The 24,465-nt window shown below is 48.7% G+C and carries 24 protein-coding genes and 1 riboswitch; all 24 genes read right to left on the bottom strand.

Translation table 11 applies throughout. The features are described from left to right. Positions 1–98 precede the first annotated feature (98 nt). Entirely contained in the window at positions 99–731 is a 633-nt protein-coding gene (gene pyrE, locus NYE62_RS07925) for an orotate phosphoribosyltransferase (protein WP_015239831.1), read from the bottom strand. Then, positions 728–1,447 carry an orotidine-5'-phosphate decarboxylase gene (pyrF, locus tag NYE62_RS07920; RefSeq protein ID WP_342497349.1) on the bottom strand — a complete coding sequence of 240 codons (720 nt, stop codon included), beginning with the start codon at positions 1,445–1,447 and terminating at the stop codon, positions 728–730. Before pyrF ends, pyrE begins: the two co-directional genes overlap by 4 nt. Then, positions 1,416–2,351, bottom strand: a complete 936-nt coding sequence (locus NYE62_RS07915) for a dihydroorotate dehydrogenase (RefSeq protein WP_003154377.1) — start codon at positions 2,349–2,351, stop codon at positions 1,416–1,418. Before NYE62_RS07915 ends, pyrF begins: the two co-directional genes overlap by 32 nt. Next, positions 2,351–3,121, bottom strand: a complete 771-nt coding sequence (locus NYE62_RS07910) for a dihydroorotate dehydrogenase electron transfer subunit (RefSeq protein WP_144664715.1) — start codon at positions 3,119–3,121, stop codon at positions 2,351–2,353. The genes NYE62_RS07915 and NYE62_RS07910 overlap by 1 nt, the downstream gene beginning before the upstream one ends. Next, positions 3,118–6,333, bottom strand: coding sequence for a carbamoyl-phosphate synthase (glutamine-hydrolyzing) large subunit (carB, locus tag NYE62_RS07905; protein WP_342497348.1), 3,216 nt, complete (start codon positions 6,331–6,333; stop codon positions 3,118–3,120). The genes NYE62_RS07910 and carB overlap by 4 nt, the downstream gene beginning before the upstream one ends. Continuing rightward, positions 6,318–7,412: a carbamoyl phosphate synthase small subunit gene (locus tag NYE62_RS07900; RefSeq protein ID WP_007409730.1), complete on the bottom strand. Its 1,095-nt coding sequence runs from the start codon at positions 7,410–7,412 to the stop codon at positions 6,318–6,320. The genes carB and NYE62_RS07900 overlap by 16 nt, the downstream gene beginning before the upstream one ends. Then, positions 7,409–8,695, bottom strand: coding sequence for a dihydroorotase (locus tag NYE62_RS07895; protein WP_342497347.1), 1,287 nt, complete (start codon positions 8,693–8,695; stop codon positions 7,409–7,411). Before NYE62_RS07895 ends, NYE62_RS07900 begins: the two co-directional genes overlap by 4 nt. Next, the gene (locus NYE62_RS07890) at positions 8,679–9,593 is read right to left on the bottom strand and encodes an aspartate carbamoyltransferase catalytic subunit (protein WP_144664717.1); all 915 of its coding nucleotides are present in this window, start codon (positions 9,591–9,593) and stop codon (positions 8,679–8,681) included. The genes NYE62_RS07895 and NYE62_RS07890 overlap by 17 nt, the downstream gene beginning before the upstream one ends. Positions 9,594–9,735: 142 nt before the next feature. Beyond that, positions 9,736–11,046, bottom strand: a complete 1,311-nt coding sequence (gene pyrP / locus NYE62_RS07885) for a uracil permease PyrP (protein WP_007409727.1) — start codon at positions 11,044–11,046, stop codon at positions 9,736–9,738. Positions 11,047–11,200: 154 nt separating this feature from the next. Beyond that, positions 11,201–11,746: a bifunctional pyrimidine operon transcriptional regulator/uracil phosphoribosyltransferase gene (gene pyrR / locus NYE62_RS07880; protein ID WP_003154392.1), complete on the bottom strand. Its 546-nt coding sequence runs from the start codon at positions 11,744–11,746 to the stop codon at positions 11,201–11,203. Positions 11,747–11,934: 188 nt separating this feature from the next. Then, positions 11,935–12,849 carry an RluA family pseudouridine synthase gene (locus NYE62_RS07875; RefSeq protein WP_020955794.1) on the bottom strand — a complete coding sequence of 305 codons (915 nt, stop codon included), beginning with the start codon at positions 12,847–12,849 and terminating at the stop codon, positions 11,935–11,937. Position 12,850: 1 nt separating this feature from the next. Further along, complete coding sequence (gene lspA, locus NYE62_RS07870; RefSeq protein ID WP_101562997.1) at positions 12,851–13,312, bottom strand: signal peptidase II; 462 nt, start codon at positions 13,310–13,312, stop codon at positions 12,851–12,853. A gap of 101 nt (positions 13,313–13,413) precedes the next feature. After that, positions 13,414–13,785: a TraR/DksA family transcriptional regulator gene (locus tag NYE62_RS07865; protein ID WP_342497346.1), complete on the bottom strand. Its 372-nt coding sequence runs from the start codon at positions 13,783–13,785 to the stop codon at positions 13,414–13,416. Positions 13,786–13,934: 149 nt separating this feature from the next. After that, positions 13,935–16,700, bottom strand: a complete 2,766-nt coding sequence (gene ileS, locus NYE62_RS07860) for an isoleucine--tRNA ligase (RefSeq protein WP_108724982.1) — start codon at positions 16,698–16,700, stop codon at positions 13,935–13,937. A gap of 340 nt (positions 16,701–17,040) precedes the next feature. After that, on the bottom strand, positions 17,041–17,535 hold the full coding sequence (gene divIVA, locus NYE62_RS07855; RefSeq protein ID WP_003154406.1) for a septum site-determining protein DivIVA: 495 nt from the start codon (positions 17,533–17,535) through the stop codon (positions 17,041–17,043). 94 nt (positions 17,536–17,629) lie between these two features. Next, the gene (locus NYE62_RS07850; RefSeq protein WP_007409722.1) at positions 17,630–18,400 is read right to left on the bottom strand and encodes an RNA-binding protein; all 771 of its coding nucleotides are present in this window, start codon (positions 18,398–18,400) and stop codon (positions 17,630–17,632) included. Positions 18,401–18,461: 61 nt separating this feature from the next. Continuing rightward, positions 18,462–18,740: a YggT family protein gene (locus NYE62_RS07845; protein WP_003154408.1), complete on the bottom strand. Its 279-nt coding sequence runs from the start codon at positions 18,738–18,740 to the stop codon at positions 18,462–18,464. Between the two features lie 6 nt (positions 18,741–18,746). Further along, positions 18,747–19,205 carry a cell division protein SepF gene (sepF, locus tag NYE62_RS07840; RefSeq protein ID WP_007409719.1) on the bottom strand — a complete coding sequence of 153 codons (459 nt, stop codon included), beginning with the start codon at positions 19,203–19,205 and terminating at the stop codon, positions 18,747–18,749. Beyond that, complete coding sequence (locus NYE62_RS07835; RefSeq protein ID WP_342497345.1) at positions 19,202–19,894, bottom strand: YggS family pyridoxal phosphate-dependent enzyme; 693 nt, start codon at positions 19,892–19,894, stop codon at positions 19,202–19,204. Before NYE62_RS07835 ends, sepF begins: the two co-directional genes overlap by 4 nt. Positions 19,895–19,898: 4 nt before the next feature. Then, a complete protein-coding gene (gene pgeF, locus NYE62_RS07830; RefSeq protein WP_014304972.1) occupies positions 19,899–20,735 on the bottom strand; it encodes a peptidoglycan editing factor PgeF in 837 nt (278 codons plus the stop codon). A 154-nt stretch (positions 20,736–20,889) separates the two neighbouring features. Continuing rightward, on the bottom strand, positions 20,890–21,141 hold the full coding sequence (locus tag NYE62_RS07825; RefSeq protein WP_015417429.1) for a YlmC/YmxH family sporulation protein: 252 nt from the start codon (positions 21,139–21,141) through the stop codon (positions 20,890–20,892). Positions 21,142–21,201: 60 nt separating this feature from the next. After that, entirely contained in the window at positions 21,202–22,482 is a 1,281-nt protein-coding gene (locus tag NYE62_RS07820; RefSeq protein WP_144463963.1) for an acetylornithine deacetylase, read from the bottom strand. 76 nt (positions 22,483–22,558) lie between these two features. Beyond that, a riboswitch (TPP riboswitch) is annotated at positions 22,559–22,663 on the bottom strand. A 4-nt stretch (positions 22,664–22,667) separates the two neighbouring features. Further along, positions 22,668–23,465, bottom strand: a complete 798-nt coding sequence (locus NYE62_RS07815) for an ABC transporter ATP-binding protein (protein ID WP_342497344.1) — start codon at positions 23,463–23,465, stop codon at positions 22,668–22,670. Between the two features lie 128 nt (positions 23,466–23,593). Continuing rightward, the gene (gene sigG, locus NYE62_RS07810) at positions 23,594–24,376 is read right to left on the bottom strand and encodes an RNA polymerase sporulation sigma factor SigG (RefSeq protein WP_003154420.1); all 783 of its coding nucleotides are present in this window, start codon (positions 24,374–24,376) and stop codon (positions 23,594–23,596) included. Between the last annotated feature and the right edge of the window lie 89 nt (positions 24,377–24,465).

Below are 24,465 nucleotides of genomic sequence, written 5' to 3'. Positions count from 1 at the left end.
TAGATTTGTACTAAATTTTAGCACAATTCTAACAGAAGTCAACCCGAGTTTTTTGATAGGAATAATAAAACAGGCCCTGAGGCCTGTTTTTATTGTCATTATTTTTTAAACCAATCTTCTGACTCGGGATTCTGTTTCCATGATTTCAGTTTCTCAATGTCATCTGAATGAATCGTTCCGTTTTCAAGCGCGACTTCAATCAGCGTGTCATAATCCGTTAACGAGTAATAAGGAAGACCCGCTTTTTTAAAGGCTTCTTTTGCTTTCGGCAGTCCGTATGTAAAAATGGAAATGACGCCGAGGACTTCCGCGCCCTCTCTTTGAAGGGCCGCTGCAGCTTCAAGCACGCTGCCCCCGGTAGAAATCAAGTCTTCAATCACGACTGTTTTTTGTCCTTTCTTAATGGCGCCTTCTATTTGATTTCCTTTGCCGTGCGCTTTCGGTTTGCTTCTGACGTAGCACATCGGTGCGCCTGCACGGTCTGCGAGAAGCGCAGCATGCGGAATGCCCGCCGTTGCAGTGCCCGCGATCATCTCTGCCTCGGGAAAATGTTCTTTCAGCAGTTTGCCGAGCCCGTCCGCCACATCATTTCTCACTTTTGGATACGACAATGTCAGACGGTTGTCACAATAGATCGGTGATAAAATGCCGCTCGCCCACGTAAACGGCTCATTCGGGCGTAAAAAGACAGCTTCAATGTGTAATAGATGTTTTGCGATAGCCTGTTTCATCGGCGAACGCCCTCCCATTCCAGTTTAATTGCTTCATATGCTTCAACGGGGTTTTCCGCTTTTGTAATTGAGCGGCCCACGACGATGGCTGACGAACCGTTTTCTTTCGCAAATGACGGAGTCGCCGTCCGGACTTGATCGTCAGCTGTGTCACTGGCCGTGCGGATGCCCGGTGTGACTGTCAGAAATGAAGGCCGGACCGCTTCATAAATGGCTTTTGTTTCATGTACCGAACATACCACTCCGTCCAGCCCGCACTCTTCCGCCATTTTGCCGTAATGCACGACCGTTTCTAACAGCGGCTTTTGCAACAGAAGCTCTTCCTTCGCCACCTGCTCTGAAGTGCTGGTCAGCTGAGTCACCGCGATTAAAGACGGGCGTTTTCTGCCTGCCGGCGTGCCTTCTTCAAGCCCCTCAAGGGCCGCGCGCATCATGCGTGCGCCCCCTGCTGCATGCACATTGACAAGATCAACGCCGAGGCCGGCCAGCCGCTTCATCGCTTTATTGACCGTAGTCGGGATATCATGAAGCTTTAAATCTAAAAATATATCACAATTTCGTTCTTTTAATTGGTGAATGATGGCGGGGCCTTCCTGATAAAAAAGTTCCATCCCCGTTTTGACAAAAAGCCTTTCCTTTTCAAACAAGTCTAAAAACGTTAAAGTCTCTTCCCCTGATGCAAAATCAAGCGCGATGATGGGCAGGTTGTTTTTCATGTTTCCAGCTCCTTCCGATGCATTCACTTACAGATTGAAAGCCGTGCTGGCGCAGTACACGGGGGAGCTGTTCTATGATTTCCGGGCAGACGAACGGATTGACGAAGTTTGCCGTGCCGACGGCAACCGCACTCGCTCCCGCAAGAAGAAATTCTAATGCATCCTCTGCGGTCTGAACGCCGCCCATCCCGATAATCGGGATTTGAACGGCCTGGCTGACTTCGTATACCATCCGGATGGCGACCGGTTTGATCGCCGGGCCTGACAGTCCGCCCGTTTTATTTGCTAAGATCGGCCGTCCCGTCTTTAGATCAAGCCTCATCCCGATGAGTGTATTAATCATCGTCAGACCGTCAGCACCGGCCGCTTCAATCGCTTTAGCAATTTCGGTTATGTTTGCGACATTAGGCGAAAGCTTCACATACACAGGCACTGCGGAAACTTCTTTCACCGCTTTTGTCAGTTCGGCCGCCATGACGGGATCAGTACCAAAAGCAATCCCCCCCGTTTTGACATTCGGACATGAAATGTTAAGCTCAAGCGCATGCACATTCGGCGCTTGGCTGATGTGCTCGGCTACTTCTTTATAGTCGTCCACCTGAGAACCGGCGACATTTGCGATAATCGGCGTGTCAAATTGTTCGAGCCAAGGCAGCTCATGATTGAGCACATGCTCAAGGCCGGGATTTTGCAGTCCGATGGCATTCAGCATTCCCGCGCTTGTCTCCGCCACTCTCGGTGTCGGATTTCCGAAGCGGGCTTCGTTCGTCGTGGCTTTAATCATAATGCCTCCGAGGCATGATAAATCGTAAAATCCGGCATATTCTTTCCCGAAACCGAAACATCCGGAAGCGGGGATGATCGGATTTTTCAATTGGAGACCCGGCAGATTCACTTCTAACATTACAGCGCCACCTCCTCAGCTTTAAATACCGGCCCGTCAAGGCAGACCTTTACATAGGATGTATCGCTTTCACCCGTGCGGCACACACAGGCGAAGCAGGCCCCGATGCCGCAGCCCATCCGCTCTTCCATCGAAAGATAAACCTCTTTATGGCCGTACTGCTGCTTCAGAGCTTTCAGCATCGGTGTCGGTCCGCAGCTTAGCAGGACATCGAATTCGAGCTGCTTTTCACGGATGACATCGGTGACAAATCCTTTCTCTCCATATGTTCCGTCAGCCGTCGCCACATAGGTGTCTCCGTACGCACGACATTCCTGTTCGTAAAAAACATCCTTTGCTGATTGAAATCCAAGCACATGAATGACGTTTACGCCTTTTTCCGTCAGGCGCTTTGACAGTTCCTGCAAAGGCGGAACCCCGACTCCGCCTCCGACTAACAGCGCGGTTTTGCCGGGTTCAATCCGCCGGACGGGGAACCCGTTGCCGAGAGGGCCGAGAACGTCTATCCTGCCGCCCTCTTTTTTCCCGGACAAAAGACGCGTTCCTTCACCGTCAGCTCTGTAGATAACGGATACTTCATTCGCGGCGAAATTGACGTCCGCAATGCTGAGCGGTCTTCTTAATAGCGGCGTGACCGCGTCACTCACCTTCAGATGAAGAAATTGGCCCGGCTCGGTAAGGTGCCGGACAAGCTCTCCTTTCAGCACCATCTTATAAACCCGGTCGGCAATCTCTAAGTTGGATTGAACAGTCAAATGCGCTTTTTTCATATCGTGACTGCCGCCTTTTGATTGGTTTCGGATGCAGGCATATGATCCGCCCGGAATGTCATGCTTTCCAATACCCGCAAAATGGCTTCGGCCGTATCTAAAGATGTCAGGCAGGCGACTCCGTTCTCAACGGATTCGCGGCGGATTCTGAAGCCGTCTCTGGCCGGCTGTTTGCCCTTTGTCAGCGTATTGATGACAAATTGCGCTTCGCCGTTTCTGATGACATCGAGCAGATTTTTCCCTTCTTCGCCGATTTTTCCGACGACCTGAGCCGGAATCTGAGCGTCTTTCAAATAAGCCGCCGTTCCTTCTGTCGCCAAAATTTTATAGCCGATGGCGTGGAACCGCTTGGCGATCAGCAGTCCTTCTTCTTTATCTTTATCGGCAACGGTCAACAGCACTGAGCCGTAGTTCGGGATTTGAATGCCAGAAGCAATCAGCGCTTTATAGAGCGCTTTTTCCAGGGTTGAATCTTTGCCCATGACCTCTCCCGTCGACTTCATTTCAGGGCCTAACGTAATATCCACTCTTCTCAGCTTCGCGAATGAGAAGACGGGCGCTTTCACGAATACCCCCTGCTGTTCAGGCTGCAGCCCCTCTTGATAGCCGAAATCAGCAAGCTTTTGACCGAGAATGACCTTTGTCGCCAGATTCGCCATTGGGATTTTTGTGATTTTGCTTAAGAACGGCACGGTTCTGCTTGACCGCGGATTTACCTCAAGCACATACACTTCACCTTGCGACAGTACGAACTGGATGTTCAGCAACCCGATGATGTTAAGGCCTTTTGCCAAGGCTACAGTGTATTGTTCGATTTTTTTCTTAATGTCTTCGCTTAAAGACTGAGGCGGATAGACGGCGATTGAATCCCCTGAATGGACGCCGGCCCGCTCGATATGCTCCATAATTCCCGGAATAACGACTGTTTCACCGTCAGATACGGCATCGACTTCGATTTCTTTCCCCGTCAGATAACGGTCGATTAACACCGGATGCTGCGGGTTGATTTTGACCGCATTTTTCATATAGTGAAGCAGCTCTTCTTCGTGATAGACGATTTCCATCGCCCGGCCGCCGAGCACATACGAAGGGCGGACAAGTACCGGATAGCCGATGGATGCAGCGATTTTGACCGCTTCGTTCACCGACACGGCGGTTTTCCCGAGCGGCTGCGGCACATTCAGCGCCTCAAGCGCCTGCTCGAACTTATCCCGGTCTTCCGCACGGTCTAAATCTTCAAGTGATGTGCCGAGAATTTTGACGCCGTGGGCGCTCAATTCTTCCGCAAGGTTGATCGCCGTCTGGCCGCCGAATTGGACGACAACGCCTTCCGGCTGTTCCAAATCGATGATGTGCATGACATCTTCAACCGTCAGCGGTTCAAAATACAGTTTGTCTGATATGCTGAAATCAGTGGACACCGTCTCAGGATTGTTGTTGATAATAATCGCTTCATAGCCTGCCTGCTTGATCGCCCAGACAGAATGAACGGTCGCATAGTCAAATTCGACGCCCTGTCCGATACGGATCGGCCCAGAACCGAGGACGACGACGCTTTTTCTTGAAGTAACCTCAGACTCGTTCTCTTCCTCATATGTGCTGTAGAAGTACGGGGTTTCTGATTCGAATTCCGCCGCGCATGTATCCACCATTTTATATACAGGCTTGATGTCTGCTTCTTTTCGCATTTGATACAGCTCTTGTTCCGGCATATTCCATTCCCGGCTGATATATTTGTCGGAGAAACCGAGTTCCTTCGCTCTCTGAAGGACGGCGAGGCTGCCTTTTTCCGCTTTCAGCTCTGTTTCAAAAGCGACCAGCTTACAGAGCTTGTGCAAAAAGAATACGTCAATTGCGGAAAACTCATGAAGCTGCTCCACTGTGTAGCCTCTTCTGAACGCTTCTGCGAGATAAAACAGCCGTTCATCTCCGGCTTTTCTGATCCGTTTTTCCAAAAGTCCGTCAGAAATCTCTTCCGCATCCTTCAGTTCCAGGTGATAGACATCGGCTTCAAGTGAGCGGACCGCCTTTAACAGCGATTCTTCAAGGGTGCGCCCGATGGCCATGACCTCTCCGGTGGCTTTCATTTGCGTCCCGAGCCTGCGGTTTGCCGACTCAAATTTGTCGAACGGCCAGCGCGGGATTTTAGAAACGACATAGTCAAGCGCGGGCTCAAAAGCCGCATATGTTTTTCCCGTTACGGGATTCATCATTTCATCAAGAGAAAGCCCGACTGCGATTTTCGCCGCAAGCTTTGCGATCGGGTAACCCGTCGCTTTTGAGGCGAGGGCAGATGAGCGGCTCACCCGCGGATTCACTTCGATAATGTAATATTGGAAGCTGTCGGGATCGAGCGCGAGCTGAACATTACAGCCGCCTTCAATGCCGAGCGCACGGATCAGCTTTAATGAAACATTGCGCAAAAGCTGGTATTCCCGGTCGCTCAAAGTCTGGCTCGGGGCAACGACGATGCTGTCGCCCGTATGGATGCCGACCGGATCGATATTTTCCATGTTGCAGACGACGATCGCGTGATCTCTGCTGTCTCTCATGACTTCATATTCGATCTCTTTGTAACCGGCAATGCTTTTTTCCAGAAGGCACTGATGGACGGGGCTGAGTTTTAATCCGTTTTCGACGATCTCTTTCAGTTCTGCTTCATTCGAGCAGATGCCGCCGCCCGTTCCGCCTAATGTGTAAGCGGGGCGCACAATAACCGGAAACCCGATCCGGCCGACAAATTCCTCGGCTTCCTGTAAAGTGCGGATGATCTCACTTTCCGGCACCGGTTCATTCAGCTCATTCATCAGCGTACGGAATAAGTCGCGGTCTTCCGCCTGCTGGATGGCGGACAGCTTTGTGCCGAGCACTTCCACCCCGCATTCCTCAAGAACCCCGAGTTCAGACAGCTCAACGGCAAGATTCAGTCCGGTCTGGCCTCCCAGAGTCGGCAGGATGGCGTCCGGCCGTTCTTTTCTGATAATACGAGTGAGAAACTCCGGCGTCAGCGGTTCTATGTATACCCGATCAGCCATTTCCGTATCCGTCATAATCGTTGCCGGATTCGAGTTGACGAGAATGACTTCATAGCCTTCTTCCTTCAAAGCGAGACACGCCTGTGTGCCCGCATAATCAAATTCCGCCGCCTGTCCGATAATAATCGGGCCTGATCCGATCACTAAAATCTTTTTAATATCTACGCGTTTTGGCATACCGCTTCCCCTTCTTTCTCAGTTGTTTCGATCAAGTCAATGAATCTGTCAAATAAATGATTGGCGTCTTCCGGCCCCGGTGAAGCTTCAGGGTGGTACTGAACCGTAAATGCCGGCAATGTTTTATGCTTGAGTCCTTCGATCGTTTGATCATTGATCGCAATGTGCGTCACTTCAAGCTCTGTCTCATCTATTGAAGAAACTGTATATCCGTGGTTTTGGGCGGTTAAAGCGACTTTCCCTGTCGCAAGCTCTTTAACCGGATGATTGGAACCCCTGTGTCCGAATTTCATTTTTTCCGTTTCCGCTCCGGATGCCAGCGCAAATAATTGGTGGCCGAGGCAGATTCCGAATAACGGCACCTTCCCGAGTATGCCTTTTATCATTTCAATGGCTTCCGGCACATCTTTCGGATCTCCGGGTCCGTTAGAAAGCATGATGCCGTCCGGCTTGAGCTGAAGCACTTCTTCCGCCGTTACATTGTACGGCACAACGATGACATCGCATTTTCTTTTGTTTAACTCTCTTAAAATGCCGTGCTTCATACCGAAATCGACGAGTACGATGCGTTTGCCGCGGCCCGGACTCGGATATGCCGTTTTCGCAGATACTTGAGCGACTTGATTTCTCGGCAGTTCCGTTTCTTTCAGCCTTGCAAGAACCTCTCCGACATTCTCCTCACTTGAAGCAAACGTTCCTTTTAATGCGCCGGCCGTGCGGATCATTCTTGTGAGCTTTCTCGTGTCAATCCCTTGTAAGCCGGGGATATTTTTCATTTTCAAATACTCGTCAAGCGTGTAAGCCGAACGCCAGTTGGAAGGCAGCTCGCACAGTTCTTTTACGATCAGCCCTTTTACAAAAGGAGTGATGGATTCAAAGTCATCTCTGTTAATTCCGTAGTTGCCGATCAGAGGATACGTCAGCGTCACGATCTGCCCGCAGTAAGAAGGGTCTGATAAAATTTCCTGATAACCGGTCATTCCCGTGTTGAATACGACTTCACCCGCGGTATGCTCCAGGCTCCCGAATGCTTCACCCTCAAATACCGCTCCATTTTCCAGCACTAGTCTTCTTTTCATTTGACGAGTCTCCCTTCTTCGTATGCAAGCTTACCGGCAGCCATCGTTGCAACAGGCCAGCCGAAGCACTTCATCTTGTTGAATGGCGTATTTTTTCCTTTAGATAAAAATGTATCTTTGTCAATGGCTGCTTCTTTTTCCAGATCAATCAGGGTGATGTCAGCCGGCGCCCCCGGTGCAAGCGTTCCGTACGGAAGATCAAATGCCTCGCAAGGTTTTACCGTCATGAAATCAACCAGCTGCTTCAGCGTCCACGCCCCGTTTTTCACAAAATGTGTGTACAGAAGCGGAAAGGCTGTTTCTAAACCGACGATCCCGAAAGGCGCAAGCTTCATATCCGTGTTTTTCTCTTCTTCTGTATGCGGCGCATGGTCAGTGGCGATGAAATCAATCGTACCGTCTAAAAGCCCTTCAATCAGCGCCTCTCTGTCCTCTTTGCTGCGAAGCGGCGGATTCATTTTAAAATTGGTATCAAGTCCCGGGATATCTTCGTCACAAAGCAGCAGGTGGTGCGGCGACACTTCCGCCGTCACGCGGATTCCCGCTTTTTTTGCGTCTCTTACGGCTCTGACCGATTCTTTCGTGCTGATATGACACACGTGGTAATGGCAGCCCGCCGCTTCCGCCAGCAGGACGTCACGGGCGATATGTACCGCTTCACAAATGGAAGGTATGCCGTTCAGGCCGTTCGCTTTTGAAAAAGAACCTTCATGCACGCTCCCTCCGTAAATAAGTGAGTTATCCTCACAATGAGCGACAATCGCTTTATTCATTGAAGCCGCCCGTTTCATGGCTTCATACATCATTCCGGCCGTCTGAACGCCGACGCCGTCATCGGTGAAGGCGAATGCTCCGGCTTCATGAAGCGCCTTAAAATCTGTCATTTCTTCGCCGGTTTGCCTGATCGTAATGGACGCGTAAGGAAGAACCCTGACAGATGAGGTTTCTTTGATCCGGTTTTGCAGCCATTCCATCTGCTCTTTCGTATCCGGCACCGGTCTTGTATTCGGCATGGCTGCGACTGTGGTAAAGCCGCCTCGCGCCGCGGCTTTAGAGCCCGTCTCAATGGTTTCTTTTTTCTCGCCGCCCGGTTCTCTGAAGTGGACATGAAGGTCTACGAGCCCCGGTGAAACGAACAGTCCCTCAGCGTCGATCACCGTTTCTCCGTCTTTCGCTGTCAGAAGCCCGGTTTCCGAAATGAATTCACCCGTTACCCGGATATCCTGTGCCACTTTTTCTCCCTGTTCATTTAACATCCAGCCGTTTTTAATGAGATAAGACATAAGCCGCTTCTCCCCTTTTCACATTGGTTTGCAGTGCTCTTTTTAAGACTGCCATTCTGATATACACGCCATTTTCCATTTGTTTAAAGATTCTTGATTTTCCGTATTCCACTAATGTTGTGTCAATTTCGACTCCTCTGTTCACCGGTGCGGGATGCATGATGATGGCATGCCGCTTCATGCTCTCCGCCCGCTTTGCGGTCAGCCCGTATGCTTCCAGGTAGCCTTTTTGGTCGGCTTCTGTCTGATGCCTTTCATTTTGAATGCGGAGCAGCATGACGACATCTGAAGCTTGTATGGCTTCATCCGTCTGTACACAGGTGCCGAAGGCGTTTTTCTCATCCTGCCATTGCGGCGGCCCTGAAAACAGCACGCGTGCGCCGAGCCTTGTCAGCACCTCGGCATTCGACCTTGCCACCCTGCTGTGTTTGATATCGCCATGAATGGAAACCGTCAGGCCCTGAAAGGTCTCAAATTCCTCTTGAATCGTCATTAAATCGAGCAACGACTGGGTCGGATGCTGGCCGCAGCCGTCGCCGGCGTTTAAGATCGGAATATTGACTCTGCCGGTCAGATCTTTGTAATATTCATCCGTGCTGTGCCTGATGACGCAGGCGTCCGCTCCGATTGATTCCAGGGTTTTGACCGTGTCATATAAGGACTCGCCTTTTTGAACGCTTGTGCTCGTGCCGTCTAAGCTGAGCACGTTCATCCCGAGTTTCTTTTCCGCCACTTCAAAGCTGAACCGCGTTCTCGTGCTCGGTTCAAAAAACAGATTCGCAACAAATTTTCCCGCGAGATCGGGGCGGACTGTTCCCTCTTTTATCGCTTTTGCCTCACGCAGCAGTTCTGTAATTTCAGCCGCGCTCAGTTCAGACATCGCCGTTAAATGATTCATGTTTTTCTCCTCCGTTTCCGCTTGAAGGCCGTAAAAAAACACCCCGGTCTATAGACTCGGGGTGCGGTTAAAGAGAGAAGCAGCGTACAGCTTCTTCCCGTTATAACCCTTCCAAGCCTCTCTGGACTTTCTTTAAAAGGTTTTACATATGATTTTGTTTTTCTGATGCAATCGCGTCTTCTTCATTTGCATGCGGCAGGATAAGGTTCAGGATGACTCCGACGATTGCCGCAAGCGCCATGCCGGATATTTGGAACCCGCCTTTTGATACTTGAATAAAAGCCCCTCCGACGCCGATCACGAGGATGACGGATGTGATAATCAAATTTCTCTTGTTTTCATAATCAATGTTGTTGTCAATCAGCATTCTTAAGCCGCTGGAGGCGATAATTCCGAAGAGCAGGAAGGAAACGCCTCCCATAACCGCGGACGGAACAGAGCTGATCAGCGCTGATACTTTTCCGATAAATCCGAAGCACAGCGCAATCACACCCGCGCCGCCGATGACAAAGACGCTGAAAACTCTCGTAATTGCCAGGACACCGATGTTCTCGCCGTATGTCGTCGTCGGCGGGCCTCCGATTAACGAAGCAATGATCGTCGCAACACTGTCCCCCATTATGGAGCGGTGCAGTCCCGGCTTTTTAATGAAATCCTGTCCGACAACTTTACTCAGCACCATTTGATGGCCGATATGTTCTGACATCGTCACGAAAGCGACTGGCACCATCGCAGCCGCAATGCCCAATGTCACTGACGGCGTATAGTCTTTAAAAGGGATGATAAATTCAGGAACGGCGAACCATTTTGCATCAATGACCGGCTGGAAATTGACGATGCCCTGTGTCAGCGCAAACAGATAGCCGCCTATAATGCCGATCAATACCGGAATCAGGCTTAAAAATCCCCGTAAAAAGATGGCGCAGATAATGGTGATGGCCAAAGTGACGCCGGCTACACTGAAATGTTTCAAGCTGTAGACGAGTTCCTTTGCATTCGGATCGGCATACATTGCCATATTGACGGCTGTGCTTGCCAGTCCGAGGCCGATGACAATGATGACCGGCCCGACGACCACCGGGGGCAGCAGCTTCATCAGCCACCCCGTTCCAAGCTGCCTGATGAGCAGTGCGATCAGGCCGTACACAATTCCCGCCAGGAAAGCGCCGACCATGGCAGCCCCCGGCCCTCCCGTCGCCTTCACCAAGATAATCGGTGATATAAAGGCGAATGATGAGCCGAGATAAGCGGGGATCTGGCCTTTTGTCACCAAGAGATAGGCGAGTGTCCCGATTCCGCTCGTGACAAGCGCCACTGCCGGGCTCATTCCGACCAGTTTCGGCACGAGTATGGTTGAACCGAACATGGCGAATAAATGCTGCAGGCTGAATGACAGCCAGGACAATGGATTGGGGACGTCCCTGACTCCCAAGTTTACTTTTTTCTTACTCATGGCGTTTTCCTCCCGGTTGACTTTCAAATGGTATAAAAAAACCTCTTTGCTTTTTGCGCAAAGAGGCATACAAAACCCGGCCGCGTCGATCCGCCCGGCTTTGTGTTTTAAAATCCTCTTTGCAGACTCTCTGGAATGCATTTAAAAAGGGTGATTATTCATTTTCGTAAATGGCGACCATATCAGTCTGATCAACTTCGCTCAGCTGAACCATCACTTTTTCAGCTTTTGAGGTCGGAATGTTTTTCCCGATATAGTCCGCTCTGATCGGCAGCTCCCGGTGCCCTCTGTCGACAAGCACGGCAAGCTGTATCGATGACGGCCGCCCGACATCAACGAGGGCATCCATCGCAGCTCTCACCGTCCGGCCGGTATAAAGCACATCATCAACCACAATGACCTTTTGGTCTGTAATATCAGCCGGAATGTCCGCGCCTTTTACAAGCGGCTCTTCATTGCTCGTTTTTTTCGTCAGATCGTCACGGTAAAGGGTGATATCGATTTCCCCCACGGTGACCGGATTTCCTTCAATCTGTTCGATCCGCTCGGCCAGCCGCTTTGCTAAATAAATGCCTCTTGTTTTAATCCCTACAAGAATGCAGTCATTCATTCCTTTATTCCGTTCGATCATTTCATGGGCTATCCTTGTCAGCGCCCGCCTGATCGCCTGTTCGTCGAGAATAACAGCTTTTTGATTCACTCGTGACACCTCTCCATTCGTATATAAGAAGAAAAAACCCCTCCTGCCAGAGCATAGAGGGGTTCCTTTCCAGGACGAAGACACATGCGTATCTCTTCTGTCCTATCCGTTATCCTTCTCAGCCTCTCTGGACTGTGTTAAAGAATCTATTCAGCTTGTTTTTATTATTTCAGAAAAGAAAGTCGCTGTCAATGGCTATTTCTTAAATCTTCAATGAGTTTTTTCATATCTTCAGGAAGGGGCGCTTCAAACTCCATGTATTCGCCCGTCCGCGGATGATCAAAACCTAATATTCCGGCATGAAGCGCCTGACCATTGAAATCAATGGTTTTTCTCGGTCCGTACTTCGGGTCGCCTGCCAAAGGAAACCCGATATATTTCATATGAACACGGATCTGATGCGTTCTTCCGGTCTCAAGACGGCACTCTACGAGCGTGAAATCTTGAAAACGCTCAAGCACGTGGAAGTGCGTGACGGCGTTTTTGCTGCTTTCTCTTGTTACGGTCATGCTTTGACGGTCTTTTTTATCTCTACCGATCGGAGCGTCAATTGTTCCGTCATCATGTGAAATCACCCCGTGGACAACCGCTTTGTACTTTCTGGTCACGGTTTTATTGACGAGCTGATTAACGAGTGATTCATGCGCCATATCGTTTTTAGCGACCATTAACAGACCGGAAGTATCTTTATCAATACGGTGGACGATTCCCGGGCGCATGACGCCGTTAATGCCGGAAAGGTCGTTGCAGTGAGCCATCAGTCCGTTTACAAGCGTCCCTGTCACATGGCCGGGCGCCGGGTGTACAACCATGCCCCGCGGTTTGTTCACAACCAAGACGTCCTGATCCTCATAGTAAATGTCCAAATCCATCGGCTCTGCAAGCACGTCCAATTCTTCCGGTTCAGGAATGGTGACGTTTACCTGATCGCCAGGCTGCATTTTGTAGTTCGCTTTTACGGATTTGCCGTTAACGGATACCAATCCCTCTTTTACCCATTGCTGCACTTGAGTGCGTGACCAGTTTTCTCCCGTTGAAGCCAAAAATTTATCAATCCGTTCGCTCTTTTGTTCAGGCTGAACGGTTATCTCAAATTGATTCATGTTATTGCTCCTTCTTTTTCCCGCTGTCAAACAGCATATGAATAAATAAAAGTATTACACCGACGCACAGTGAGGAATCCGCGATATTAAAAATCGGATAGTGATAATCCACGATGATGACATGAATAAAATCCACCACTTCCCGGCGCGCCGCCCGGTCAATAAAGTTTCCGGCCGCACCGCCCAGCATTAAGCCGAGAGAAATTCCGAGTAACATCTGCCCTTTTGCATAACGCTGTATGTAATAAACGATTCCGATAATCACGGCGATGGTAATGACGTAGAAAAACCACATTTGGCCGGCTAAAATACCCCACGCCGCTCCCGTGTTGCGATGAGATGTGATATAAAGCACCTGATCGATGACAGGTATGCTTTGTCCCAATTCCATATGGCTGACGACAAGCCATTTGGTCAATTGGTCGGCAATAATAATAAAAAGAGCGATTAGATAATAAAGCACACACGTTCCTCCAGTATACAGTTACTTTTATCCTTTATGAATTTTATCAGTAAAAGATGCCAGAGTAAAGGCAGATCATAAGCGTATGCAAACAGACGCTGTCACTCATACAGCGCCTGATCATATGCATAATCTCCAAGTTCCCAATATGGAAGGGTTTTCTTTTCAAATTGAGCGGGGTAATAAAAATCATCAGCGGTTCTGGCCGTCGGCAGCACCGCAAGTTTTTCAATCGGAATGGGGGCGCCTGTTTTTTCACAATAACCGTACGTATTGTTTTCAAACTTAGACAGGGCAAGAAGAACGTCCTGAAGTTCTTCTTTTATATGATAGATCAGAGTTGCTTCTTGGTCGTTCATTGAAGGTTCAACAGATGCTGACATTTGAAAGCAAGAATATTCGAATAATCTTGATTGAAGTTCTTCTTTCATCATGAAAAGCTCCGTGTGGATTGCGGTCAGTTGATCATTCATTCATCACAACTCCTGCTCTTGATGTTATGGCTTTATTGTTGCCCCCAGAGCGCCATTTGAAGCCCATAAGATTTTTCCTGTCGTTCTAATCGATGACATTAGTGGCATGTAAAAAAGCGCCCGGCTGTCACCGGGCGCTTTCTCATTCATTATTTTTGATAATATTTTTCAACGATTTCCGCATTGCGCAGTGATAATGTCGGATATTTCGGATTGGCTCCGACATCTTTAGAAATTACGCGGGAACGTTCACACATCTGGCCTTCCGCTTTTTCTACGGTCATTTTTCCTGTTGTGAAGCTTTGCGCGTTTTCCGGTGCTTCACTTTCGTCTTTTACTGTCAGTTCTGAGACGATAAACAGCTGCGCGATATTTTCTTTAATGGATGACAAGAGGTCGCGGTTTTCTTTGTTCGGATACAAAGTCAGGCTCGCTTCCAATGATCTTCCGATAATTTTTTCGTTACGGGCTGTTTCCAAAGCTTTCAGCACGTCGTTTCGAAGCTCCATGAAGCGGTCGAACTTTTCTTCTGTCGCTTGACTGTCCGGAACAGCAATGGTTTCCGGCATATCTGTCAGCTGCACGCTCGCTTCTTCAACAAATGATAAGTGAGACCACATTTCATCCGCCGTATGCGGGAGAATCGGCGCCGTCAGCTTCACTAACGCCAGCAGCGTTTCATAGAAGACGGTCTGCATGCTGCGGCGGTCCGGATGATCCGCATGCTCGATGTACACAACATCTTTTGCAAAATCAAGATAGAAAGAGCTGAGCTCGATCGTACAGAAATTGTGAATGCTGTGATAAACAACCGCAAATTCATATTCATCGTACGCTTTTTTCACCTTATCGATCAGCTTATTCAGCTTGATCAGCATATATTGATCCACTTCGCGGAGATCTTTTACATCAACGGCATTGACACTTGGATTGAAATCGAACAGGTTGCCGTGAAGGAAGCGGAACGTGTTGCGGACTTTCCGGTATACTTCCGCGACCTGCTTCAGAATATCTTCAGAAACCGGGTGATCGGCCTGATAGTTTACGGAAGATACCCATAAACGCAGAATTTCAGCTCCAAGCTGTTTTGCGATTTTTGTCGGGTCAATCGTATTGCCGAGTGATTTACTCATTTTACGGCCGTTTGCATCAAGTGTAAATCCGTGGCTTAATACGCCTTTATACGGCGCTTTGCCGGTGACTGCAACAGCGGTGGAAAGAGATGAGTTAAACCAGCCGCGGTATTGGTCAGAGCCTTCAAGGTATAAATCAGCCGGACGGACAAGATCATCACGTTCTTCAAGAACAGCCTGATGGGAAGAACCTGAATCAAACCACACATCCATAATGTCTTGCTCTTTCGTGAAGATTCCGTTCGGGCTTCCCGGATGTGTAAATCCTTCCGGCAGAAGGTCTTTTGCCTCTCTTTCAAACCAAACGTTTGAGCCGTGCTGTTTGAACAGCTCAGACACGTGTTCAATCGTTTCGTCAGTGATGATCGGCTCACCGTTTTCTGCATAGAATACCGGGATCGGAACGCCCCAGACGCGCTGCCTTGAGATACACCAGTCACCGCGGTCGCGCACCATGTTGTAAAGGCGCTGTTCGCCCCACTCCGGCACCCACTTCGTTTGTTTGATGGCATCAAGCAGATCGGATCTGAAATCTTTAATTGACGCAAACCATTGCGCCGTCGCTCTGAAGATGGTCGGTTTTTTCGTTCTCCAGTCATGCGGATAGGAGTGTGTAATAAACTCGAGTTTCAAGAGCGCGCCGTTTTCTTCAAGCTTCTCCGTGATCGGTTTATTGGCTTTATCGTAAAACATTCCTTCAAAGCCCGGCGCTTCGTCGGTCATGTTTCCTTTTTCATCAACAGGGCACAGTACTTCTAAGCCGTACTTTTGGCCGACGATAAAGTCATCTTCCCCGTGGCCCGGAGCAGTATGAACACAGCCTGTTCCGGCATCGGTTGTGACGTGGTCACCGAGCATGACGAGTGAATCTCTGCCGTACAGCGGATGTTCTGCAGTGATGTATTCTAATTCTCTGCCTTTATATGATGCGACAACTTCAGGATTTTCAAAGCCGCATGCCTCCGCTACGTTTTCGATCAGTTCAGCAGCCACTACATAACGCTTGTCTCCAACCTTGATGACATTGTACTCAAGATCAGGATGAACGGAAATTCCGAGGTTGGCAGGCATCGTCCACGGCGTCGTCGTCCAGATGATGAAGCTTTCTCCGTTTTCCAGAACGCCTTTACCATCTTTCACCTTAAACGCAACATAAATAGACGCGGAACGTTTGTCCTGATATTCAATTTCCGCTTCTGCTAAGGCAGATTCACTTGAAGGCGACCAGTTGACCGGCTTCAGACCTTTATAAATATAGCCTCTTTTCGCCATCTCGCCGAAAACGCGGATCTGCTGCGCTTCAAATTCAGGCTGAAGCGTAACATACGGGTTTTCCCAATCGCCTCTGACGCCGAGACGCTTAAATTGTTCGCGCTGTCTTTCGATCTGCTGCCATGCATAATCTTCGCAAAGCTTGCGGAAATCAGCGACGGACATTTCTTTCCGGTTTACTTTTTTGTTTTTCGTCAGCGCCGTTTCAATCGGCAGTCCGTGCGTATCCCAGCCCGGCACGTAAGGCGCGTTGTAGCCGCTCATTGACTTATAGCGGACGATGAAGTCTTTCAGGATTTTGTTCAGGGCATGGCCCATGTGGATGTCTCCGTTTGCATAAGGAGGTCCGTCATGCAATACGAATTTCGGGCGGTCTTTCGTCCGTTCTTGAACAAGACGGTAAATGTCCTGCTCCTCCCAGTCTTTTTGCATGTCCGGCTCACGATTCGGCAGATTTCCGCGCATCGGAAAATCTGTTTTCGGCATTAACAGCGTATCTTTGTAATCCATTTTCATTCCTCCACAACATTTTTCAGAAAATAAAAAAAGCCCTCTCATCCCATAAGGGACGAGAAAGCTATCTCGCGGTACCACCCTTTTAGAAAAAACGGATCATCCGTCTTTTCCTCTCGAACATCGTAACGTGATGGAACGTCCTTTCCTACTCTCGGTTCAGAAAGGAAACTAAAGGGCTGATCTGCATGATTCCGGCCATCCCGGGCTTTCACCTTCCCCGGTTCGCTTTATAGCCTGTTTTGAGTCATGCCGGTCCCTTTCAATCGTCTTTTCATCTGAATTTATGAACGTATTATATTCGAACGGGCCGGAGAATGTCAAGAAAATCAGAAAATTATTCTTTTTCCTCAAATACCGCGTCGACTTCGTATTCCAGCAGATGATCCCAATCATCGTTCTTCAGCAGGTCGAGCTGCGCTTCAATCAGCATTTGGAAACGTGTTCTGAAGACTTTAGACTGTTTTTTCAGCTCTTCGATTTCCATTGCGATTTTTCTTGATTTGGAAAGCGACTCATTGATGATGCGATCAGCATTTTTTTCTGCTTCACGGACGATCAGCTTCGCTTCTTTCTGCGAGTTGCGCTTTACGTCTTCTGCGGCTTCCTGGGCTACGAGAATTGATTTATTCAGCGTTTCTTCGATATTGGCAAAGTGGCCGATTTTTTCGTCCAGCTCGTTCACTTTCGCCTCAAGCTCCGTTTTTTTACGGAGTGCGATTTCGTAATCTTTTCTGACCTGCATTAAAAATTCATTTACTTCATCTTCATCATATCCGCGAAAACCTTTTGTAAACGTTTTGTTATGGATATCATTCGGCGTTAATGGCATATTGCCACCTCCATTTTTACATTTCAGTACGGTTATCTAGTTCACATTATAAAACAAATACGGCACAGATGGAGAAAAAAACTGAAAAAACGACTCATTTTTGCCGTTCAAATGTAACTTTCCATTTGTCTTTTTTCGTTTTTCCGTCAACTTTTGCCAAACTGCATCGTCCGAAGCCGCGAATCGAGAGCATGTCCCCTTCAGCAACCTGATAAGACGGATCTTCAATGGCTTTCCAATTCACCTTAACGAGCCCGTTTTTCACAAGCGCCTGCGCTTTCTGCCGGGATTGCCTGCTCATTGAAGCGCAGACGGCGTCGAGACGCAATGAAGAAACCGTGTCATCCCTTATTTCGACATCTGAAGCGGGAATGTGAAGAGCGGAAAGCTCGATTTTCTCAAGCTTTACCGGCGCTTTGCCCGCCTTGGTCAGCTGAGTGCTGACAAAATCGGCGATTTCACCGGAGACGATCAGCTGCACGGCTTCCTCTGAGAAAATCAGATCGCCGTATTTCTGCCGCTTTAAGCCGATCCCCATTAATGATCCGAGAAGAGAGCGGTGGTCAATGCTGACGAATTTTTCAGCGTATTGAACGTCAAAAGCCCGAAGCTCAAAATCATCCTGTTCAGGTTCCATATATTCAGGGTATAAAATCGCGCGTTTGCGCTCAGCTCTGTCATATCCTCCGAAAAACGCAAGACCGCAGGCGTCGCCGATAACGGCTTTTACAATGACCTGTTCTCTGGGATCTAAGAAATCAGTCAGCTTCATCCGATACTGGTCCAGGACAATCTGTTTCCATTCAAGCGCCTGATCAATAAAAGGCCGCTCGTCTTGTCTGAAGTGCTGGTAAATATCGCTCATGTTCTTTCCTTTCTATGTAAAGAGGCTTGGCTGGTGCCAAGCCCGTATCAAACTGTCGCATTCAAGTATACATTGCGATCATGCGGTATAGGCCCCAAAGTCCCGTCGTGGCAAACCGAAGCACGATAATCGCTACAATCGGGGATATATCCAGCATGGCAATGGGCGGAATGATCCTTCTGAACGGCTCTAAATACGGTTCGCAAATCGCTGCGAGAAACCGTCCGACCGCCGTTTCTCTCGTACTCGGCACCCATGACATAAAGATATAGATGATCAGGGCAAACGAGTAGATGTAAATTAAATAACTCAGAACGGAAAAAATTTGATAAAGAATCATCCTGCTTTACCACCTCTGATGTTCGTCTTCATTTATAAGCTCCGAAATCGTGCCGGAAACGTCGACATTATCAGGCGTGCACAGAAAAATATCTGAACCGATTCTCTGAATGTCGCCGCCGATGGCGTAGACGGTACCGCTTAAAAAGTCGACGATTCTTTTCGCCTGATCATGCTGGATGCGCTGCAGATTGACGACAACCGCCCGCCTGTTCTTTAAATGATCGGCGATTTCCTGCGCTTCCGCATATACACGCGGTTCACTCAACACCACTTTAGAGGATTTCTGAACACTTTGCAAGCTTACTACGTTCTGCTTGCCCTGCGGCTTCTGAGCGTAAGCAGGCTGTTTATCTTTCTGCTGTTCATGCTCTTCCGGATGATCCTGCTCCGTTTCAATGTATTCGTACTCGTACTCCTCCTCATCCATTGAGAAAAAGTTTTTCAGTTTATTTTTCATGCTCATTTGTTTACACCCCCCGGTTCATTTCCGACTAATGAAGAGCCGATTCTGATAAAAGTTGCGCCCTCTTCAACAGCGATTTCATAATCATTTGACATGCCCATTGACAGTTCCCGGCACGGTGCGTTTGTCTGATGCAGTTTTTGCACCTGATCCCTCAGATCACGCAATTGCCGGAAGCAGGCTCTGATCGTTTCTGTATCGTCTGTCAGGGGAGCCATCGTCATCAGGCCCTCTACAGAAATGTTTCTAAACTCAGAAAGCTCTCTGATAAAGGGGATGACCTCCTCTGTTTTCAAACCGTGCTTAGACGGCTCAAGCGAAGTATTCACCTGCACAAAACAGCGAACCGCATGCTGCGCCCGTTTTTCAATCTCTTTTGCCAATGACAGTCTGTCTAAGGAATGTATATAAGATACACGGTCAACGACGGCCTTCACCTTTCTGGACTGAAGACTGCCGATAAAGTGCCACTCCGGGCTGCCTTTGATGACTTCCTGCTTATGGATAAGCTCGGCATCCCGGTTTTCTCCCAGACTTGTAATACCGGCATCAACGGCCTCTTGAGCCCTTTCGGCTGATACGTATTTTGTAACCGCGATGACGGTAACATCTTCGGAGCTTCGGCCCGATCTGTTACATGCTTCGTTTATTCTTTCGTTTATATGTCGTAATTGATCAGCAACACGCAAGATCTTATGCCTCCTTCATTCCGATAAAGGACATCATGCGTCCCGTTTTCCCTTTGTCGCGGCGGTGTGAAAAGAATAGTTCACGCTCTCGTTCGGTGCATAAACCGCTGACTGAAATGTTTTCTTCCGGAATGCCGCAATGTATCAGAAGAAGACGGTTGACCTCTTTTAAATCAAGCTGATACTGGCCTTTTTCCGTTTCGCATATGGCGGATTCAGCCGTAAAAGGCAGCGCCCGCACTTCATTGATGACGCGGTCGTCGACTGTATAGCTTCCCGCGCTGATGGACGGACCGATGACAGCCTGAATATCTGTTAAACGGGAGCCTTCTTCGTTTACCCAGCGTTCCGTCATGATGCGTCCGATTTGTTTGACCGTCCCCTTCCATCCGGCATGGGCAGCGCCGATAATGGATTTCACCGGGTCATAAAAATACAAGGGCACACAGTCCGCAAAACAAAGGGCCAAAAAAAGATTCGCATCTTTCGTGTAGAGCCCGTCCGTCCCGCGGAATGCGGAAGAATAGTCTCTCGCCCCTTTTCCTTTATCACCGGCTGTCACGCGCCGGACGCGGTTTTCATGTGTCTGGTCGGCGAACACCCAGGAATCCAGATCAGTACCGCATAAGGACGCTATGACTTCACGGTTTGTCACAACATCATGAGCTTCGTCCCGGACGTGCAATCCGGTATTTAATGACTCATACGGAGGATTGCTGACCCCGCCGTTTTTCGTTGTGAATCCGGCGATGACCTTTGTGTTAAGCTGATTCACACAGTTCCAGTCTTCTATCATGAGTGCCGAGGGGGTGGTAAGACTAAACGGGTGATATGTATTCATGAAGATCCAACCTTTCGACAAACATTAAAAAAGCGTAATTTCCCACTCATTTTAACACAATTTTAAGCATACGTTTAGCGGCTGATTGAAAAATGAGATAAATAAATGTGCCGGAAACATTGAGATTTCCGGCTTTTTACAAGTAAAGGGAGGATTACTCTCCCCCCTTTGGTTCATTTACACGCACTAAGATGACATCTTCCCCAATTTTAACTATATTTCGCCAAGGAATGATCATTTCCTCTTCTTTTCCGAAAAAACCGAGAACTTTTCCGCTGCCGCCTAAAATAATCGCCTGAATTTTTCCCGTTGTCACGTTAATATCAATATCACCGATGCTTCCGAGTTTTTTTCCGTTCGACACGTTTACCACATCTTTTATTTGAAATTCAGATATGCTGATCATCCGTATCACGCCCTTTGCCCGTTCTTTTTTCTATTATATGAACGGCCGGGCTGAACCTTGTCACATCGGGCAATCTTTTTTGCGGCTGCACCAGCCGAGGATAAATCTCAGCATAATTTTCGTATAGTCCATAAGCTCATCAACGGACACTTCCTCGTTTACGGAGTGGGCGTTTTTTAAATCGCCGGGACCGTATATGACGCTCGGAATCCCGGCATGATAAAGCCACCCTCCGTCAGTTACGGTTTGGGAAACATCAATGACGGGCTCCTGTTTTCTGACGGCTGAGTGTGATGCAGCTAAGACAGAAACTGCCGGATGATCCGGGTCGATTTCCAGCGCCGGGAACACCTCTCCTCTGTCTTCAATCATCGAAGATCCGCCCCATTTGAACACCGGCCTGTTTTCTTTGAGCCACAGATCACTGTCAGCGACACGATTAATATAGTCTTCGATTTCTGCGGCTGCTTGTTCGTGCGTTTCGTTCGGATAAAAGTGGACGGTGATCCATAACCGGCATTCATCGGCGACAAACGCTGCGTGTCTTCCGCCTTCAATGACGGCAGGGTTGATCGTATTGGTGCCGGGCGCAAAGCCGGGGTAGCTTTTCGTTACCGCCCAGTGGCGCTCCAGCTCTCCCAAGGCAGTGATGATTTTCGCCATTTTTTCGATGGCGCTCGCTCCGAATGTGCCTCCGCCCGCATGAATCATATTGCGCCTCATGCCGTCATGAAATGTTTGTTTGCTTTTCAATTCTATCCAGCCGGTGATGACTCCGCCCTGCCCTTGAATATGCAGGCTGCTCGTATCCGCGACAACGGCAAAATCCGCGTGATAGCCGCGTTTGCAGCATTCCAGCGTCCCCGCCTCACCGACTTCTTCTCCGATTACAGACTGTACAATGAGGTCGCCCGGAAGCTCAATGCCGGCATCATGGATCAGCTTCAGAGAGAAAAGAACACACGCCAACCCCCCTTTCATATCAGCGGCGCCCCTTCCGATCAGCATGCCGTCTTTTACGATCGGCTGAAACGGGTCAGAGTGCCAGTCTTCGCCCCCGGCTTCTGCCACATCAATGTGTCCGTTTAAAATCAGGCTTTGATGCCTGCTTGAATCTGTCCCTTTTAAAACACCGACTACATTCGGATCTTCCGGATACACATCCCACATATCGACCGAGCAGCCCGTTTCTTTTAAAAAGCCGGCCACCCACTTTTGGGCTTCTGCCGTATTTCTTGCTGGCGGGGCCGGAGTCGGAAAGGCTATCAACCTTTCAGCAATATGTATGAAGTCATTCCGCCGTTTTTCCGCCTGGTGTAACAGCATATCAATCTGATGCATTGGAAATCTCCCCTTTGGCTGTATCAAAAAAACCGTTTCATTCATGAAATGAAACGGGTGAAAAACGGATCTTCCTCCGCTTTTTTCACCGCTTCCCTCCGCCGGCATGATCCGGATCAGGTCCTTTAAGGGTTGAGACAACGTCTCTCTCAGCCGCATGGCAGCACCCCCAGGGTGAATTTATGTTATTTTACGGATGATGCCTCTTTTGCACGTATTAAAAACGGGCGGCCATTGTTCCATAAGACATTGACAGGCATATCGAAAAACGCTGTAAGCCGCTCGTCAGAAAGCATGTCCCTGATTTTCCCGGAGGCGAACACCTCGCCCTGTTTTAAAAGCAGCGCCTGATCAAATACCGGCAGAATTTCTTCAGCGTGATGGGTGACATAAAGGATGGACGGCGCATTTTCTTTTTCGGCGATCGACGTAATCGTGTCCAGCAGCTGCTCCCTTGCCATAAAATCAAGACCCGTCACGGGTTCGTCCAAAATCAGCAGTTCCGGATCAGCCATAAGCGCCCGCGCAATCAGCGCTCTTTGTCTTTCCCCTTGTGATAATGTTTCATAGCGTCTGTCGGCGTAACTGATGGCGCCCAAATCCTTCAGAAGACCGATCGCTTTTTCCCTTACCTGCTCACTTGGAGTTTCGTACAGCCCGATTGAGGCGTACGCGCCGCTGAGGGCGATTTCAAAAGCGGAGTCCGCGGCATATAATTTGTGTTGAAGACCTGCCGAAACAAGGCCGATTTTCCTTCTGAGCCTGTCACCGAGCTCAGTTTTGCCGAATTGATGGCCGAGCACCTGCATCTCTCCTGAAGTGGGGAAGTAATAAGAGCATAACATATTCAGCAAAGCCGTTTTTCCGGCTCCGTTTAATCCGTACAGCACCCAATTTTCGTTTTTCTCGACGCGCCAGTTAATATCTTTCAAAATCCATTTCCCGTTTCTTTTTAATGACACACTGTCCAGCTGTAAAATCATTGCAGTTTCCCCCGTTTACTTTATTTAAATTTTCTAAAAACTTTTACACATTAGAATACATCACTTTTTTGCAAACGTAAACCATCGCATGAAAAAAGCCTTTAAACAAGGTTTAAAGGCTTTTTCCGTTATTGATGGATATTCTTATTCATTTGTTTAATGGCTGCCTTTTCAAGCCTTGAGACCTGAGCTTGGGATATGCCGATTTCTTCAGCGACTTCCATTTGGGTTTTCCCTTGGAAAAAGCGCTTTCGCAAAATCATTTTTTCCCGTTCGTTCAGTCTTCTCATGCCTTCTTTCAGAGCCAGCTCCTCAATCCATTGTGTATCCTTATTGCGCTCATCGCTGATCTGGTCCATCACGTAAATCGGATCGCCGCCGTCATTATAAATCGGCTCAAACAGTGAAACCGGATCCTGGATGGCGTCAAGGGCAAACACAATTTCTTCATGGGGCACTTCAAGAACTTTGGCGATTTCCTCTGCTGTCGGCTCCCTGCTTGTCTCACTGATTAACCGCTCTCTTACTTGAAGCGCTTTATATGCGATATCGCGAAGCGACCTCGAGACGCGGATCGGATTGTTATCCCGCAAATATCTGCGGATTTCTCCGATGATCATCGGTACAGCGTATGTTGAAAACTTAACATTATGGCTTAGGTCAAAATTATCAATGGATTTCATTAGTCCGATGCAGCCGACCTGAAATAAGTCATCAACATACTCTCCTCTGTTGTTAAACCTCTGAATGACGCTTAAGACAAGGCGCAGATTGCCGTTTACAAGCTTTTCCCTCGCTGAATCATCGCCCTCATCCTGTAATTGCCTAAACAGCTTTCTCATCTCTTCATTCTTGAGCACCGGTAATTTGGAGGTATCCACCCCGCAAATTTCGACTTTATTTCTTGACACGTTTTTCCCTCCCACTAGGAGCTGCTGTACAACGTTAAGTATCTCCTCGGGTGGGAAAAATATGCACCGCCATTTTACAGAAATAAACA

This window comes from Bacillus sp. FSL K6-2861, assembly GCF_038630725.1.
Lineage (GTDB): Bacteria > Bacillota > Bacilli > Bacillales > Bacillaceae > Bacillus > Bacillus velezensis.
The sequence above is the reverse complement of the archived record's forward strand: the minus strand, read 5'-3'. Positions and strand labels throughout refer to the sequence as shown.

Excerpts from the sequence above, each read along its gene's own strand:
- pyrE (WP_015239831.1), bottom strand. The coding sequence starts at position 731 with ATGAAACAGGCTATCGCAAAACATCTATTACACATTGAAGCTGTCTTT.
- pyrF (WP_342497349.1), bottom strand. The coding sequence starts at position 1,447 with ATGAAAAACAACCTGCCCATCATCGCGCTTGATTTTGCATCAGGGGAA.
- NYE62_RS07915 (WP_003154377.1), bottom strand. The coding sequence starts at position 2,351 with ATGTTAGAAGTGAATCTGCCGGGTCTCCAATTGAAAAATCCGATCATC.
- NYE62_RS07910 (WP_144664715.1), bottom strand. The coding sequence starts at position 3,121 with ATGAAAAAAGCGCATTTGACTGTTCAATCCAACTTAGAGATTGCCGAC.
- carB (WP_342497348.1), bottom strand. The coding sequence starts at position 6,333 with ATGCCAAAACGCGTAGATATTAAAAAGATTTTAGTGATCGGATCAGGC.
- NYE62_RS07900 (WP_007409730.1), bottom strand. The coding sequence starts at position 7,412 with ATGAAAAGAAGACTAGTGCTGGAAAATGGAGCGGTATTTGAGGGTGAA.
- NYE62_RS07895 (WP_342497347.1), bottom strand. The coding sequence starts at position 8,695 with ATGTCTTATCTCATTAAAAACGGCTGGATGTTAAATGAACAGGGAGAA.
- NYE62_RS07890 (WP_144664717.1), bottom strand. The coding sequence starts at position 9,593 with ATGAATCATTTAACGGCGATGTCTGAACTGAGCGCGGCTGAAATTACA.
- pyrP (WP_007409727.1), bottom strand. The coding sequence starts at position 11,046 with ATGAGTAAGAAAAAAGTAAACTTGGGAGTCAGGGACGTCCCCAATCCA.
- NYE62_RS07875 (WP_020955794.1), bottom strand. The coding sequence starts at position 12,849 with ATGAATCAATTTGAGATAACCGTTCAGCCTGAACAAAAGAGCGAACGG.
- NYE62_RS07865 (WP_342497346.1), bottom strand. The coding sequence starts at position 13,785 with ATGAATGATCAACTGACCGCAATCCACACGGAGCTTTTCATGATGAAA.
- ileS (WP_108724982.1), bottom strand. The coding sequence starts at position 16,700 with ATGGATTACAAAGATACGCTGTTAATGCCGAAAACAGATTTTCCGATG.
- divIVA (WP_003154406.1), bottom strand. The coding sequence starts at position 17,535 with ATGCCATTAACGCCGAATGATATCCATAACAAAACGTTTACAAAAGGT.
- NYE62_RS07850 (WP_007409722.1), bottom strand. The coding sequence starts at position 18,400 with ATGAGCGATATTTACCAGCACTTCAGACAAGACGAGCGGCCTTTTATT.
- NYE62_RS07845 (WP_003154408.1), bottom strand. The coding sequence starts at position 18,740 with ATGATTCTTTATCAAATTTTTTCCGTTCTGAGTTATTTAATTTACATC.
- sepF (WP_007409719.1), bottom strand. The coding sequence starts at position 19,205 with ATGAGCATGAAAAATAAACTGAAAAACTTTTTCTCAATGGATGAGGAG.
- pgeF (WP_014304972.1), bottom strand. The coding sequence starts at position 20,735 with ATGAATACATATCACCCGTTTAGTCTTACCACCCCCTCGGCACTCATG.
- NYE62_RS07825 (WP_015417429.1), bottom strand. The coding sequence starts at position 21,141 with ATGATCAGCATATCTGAATTTCAAATAAAAGATGTGGTAAACGTGTCG.
- NYE62_RS07820 (WP_144463963.1), bottom strand. The coding sequence starts at position 22,482 with ATGCATCAGATTGATATGCTGTTACACCAGGCGGAAAAACGGCGGAAT.
- NYE62_RS07815 (WP_342497344.1), bottom strand. The coding sequence starts at position 23,465 with ATGATTTTACAGCTGGACAGTGTGTCATTAAAAAGAAACGGGAAATGG.